The following is a 1,820-nucleotide window of genomic DNA, read 5'->3' as shown; positions in this document are numbered from 1 at the left end:
GACGACGACCCGCCGGACCGCGACCCCGTCCCCGAGCCCGCGGACGGTGAGGACGAGGAGACGCTCGACGCGCTGGGGAGCGTCGCGGGCGACGCTGCCGACCGCATCGCCGCCGACGCGGACGTCGAGAACGAGGTGTACCGCGCGTGGCGCGAGATGACCGAGCACCTCGACGTCGACAACCCCGAGGCGAGCACGCCCGCGGAGTTCGCCGCGGCCGCCAGCGACGCGGGGATGGCCCGCGAGCACGTCGACGAACTCACCGACCTCTTCCGGTCGGTGCGGTACGGCGGCGCCGAGGTCACGGCCGAGCGCGAGCAGCGCGCCGTCGACGCGCTCCGCGCCGTCGAAGCCTCCTACGGGGGTGAGGGGTAGTGCTGCGCCGCGTCCTGCTCGCGCTCGGCGTCGCGCTCACGGCGCTCGGCGTCGCCGTCGCCGCAGACCCCGCGCTGGCGGTGACGCTGGGGCTACCGGCCGTTCCCCGGGTCGTCGTAGCGGTGCTCGCGGTCGCGTTCGCGCTCGCCGCCCGCGCCGCGCGCAAGAACGTGGACTTCCGGGACCCGGAGGAGGCGACCGTGCGCGCGAGCAGTCTGGAGGGGCGCTTCGAGCCGCCGCGACCCGGCGCGGACGTTGACGCGGACCTCGCCGCCGGGAGCGGTGCGTCCACTACCGACGACCGCCTCCGGGAGCGCCTGCGCGTGCTCGCGGTGCGCGTGCTCGCGGACGCCGAGGGGTGGTCCGAGGAGGAAGCCCACCGCCGCCTCGACGACGGCACGTGGACCGACGACCGCGCCGCCGCGGCGCTGTTCGCCGCGGACGTCAGCCCGCCGTCCCGCCACGTCGTCGCGTCGCTGACGCGCTTCGAGTCGACCCGCGAGCGCGAAGTCCGGCACGCGCTCGCCGAGCTGGAGCGCCGCGCGGGCGTCGGGGGTGACTGACGTGAGCGCGACGACCGCGGAGCGGCCGCCCGAACCGGACGGCGAGGCCGACGCGAACGAGGGCGCCAGTGCGACGCTGACGGGCGTGACGACCCGGGAGACGTACCGCTGGCGGGGCGTCACCGCGCTCTCGCTGTTCGCGGCCGCAGCCGGCGCGGCGTTCTCGTCGCCCGCCGCGCTCCTGCTCGCCGTCCTCGGCGTCGCGTACGCCGCCTACGGCGCGCTGTTCGCGGCGCCGTCCCCCGCGCTGACCGTCGAGCGGACGGTCCACGCCGACGACCCCGACCCCGGCGACGAGGTCGACGTGACGCTGTCGGTCACCAACGACGGCGGGTTCCTCCCGGACCTCCGGGTCGTCGACGGCGTCCCCGCGGGCGTCGAGGTCGTCGACGGGTCGCCGCGGCTCGCGACCGCGCTCCGCGAGGGGAAGACCGCGACGCTCCGGTACACCGTCGAAGCCCACCGCGGCGAGCACGACTTCGAGTCGGTGCACGTCCGCGCGCGAGACCTCAGCGGCGCCCGCGAGACCGAAGGCACGGTCCCGGCGTCGTCGACGGTCGCGTCCGTCCCAGCGCTCCCCGAACTCGCGTCGTTCCCGCTGCGCGAGCAGACCGTCCGGCGCGTCGGCCGCGTCCCCACCTCGCAGGGCGGGTCGGGCGTGGAGTTCCACGCGACCCGCGAGTACCGGCCCGGTGACCCGCTCTCGCACGTGGACTGGCACCGGCTCGCGCGCACCGGCGACCTCTCGACCGTGGAGTACCGCGAGGAGCGCGCCGCCACCGTCGTCGCGGTCGTGGACGGCCGCGAGGCAGCGCACGTCGCTGACGCCGACGGCGAGGACGCGTCGAGTACGCCGTCGAGGCGCGGGCGGGGTGGCGACAG

3 protein-coding genes are annotated in these 1,820 nt (G+C 76.8%); all 3 read left to right on the top strand.

All coding sequences use genetic code 11. The features are described from left to right. The coding region (locus GJ634_RS15060) for a DUF4129 domain-containing protein (protein ID WP_157503643.1) at positions 1-375 on the top strand (375 nt) is incomplete at its 5' end. Continuing rightward, positions 375-938 carry a hypothetical protein gene (locus GJ634_RS15055; RefSeq protein WP_157503642.1) on the top strand — a complete coding sequence of 188 codons (564 nt, stop codon included), beginning with the start codon at positions 375-377 and terminating at the stop codon, positions 936-938. The genes GJ634_RS15060 and GJ634_RS15055, both read left to right, overlap by 1 nt. Position 939: 1 nt before the next feature. Beyond that, positions 940-1,820 (top strand): DUF58 domain-containing protein (locus GJ634_RS16770; protein WP_331714211.1); only part of this gene is annotated, 881 nt, incomplete at its 3' end.

Origin of the sequence: Halobacterium sp. CBA1126 (assembly GCF_009741975.1) — an archaeon.
Taxonomy (GTDB): domain Archaea; phylum Halobacteriota; class Halobacteria; order Halobacteriales; family Halobacteriaceae; genus Halobacterium.
This window is presented reverse-complemented; position numbering and strand designations above follow the sequence as displayed.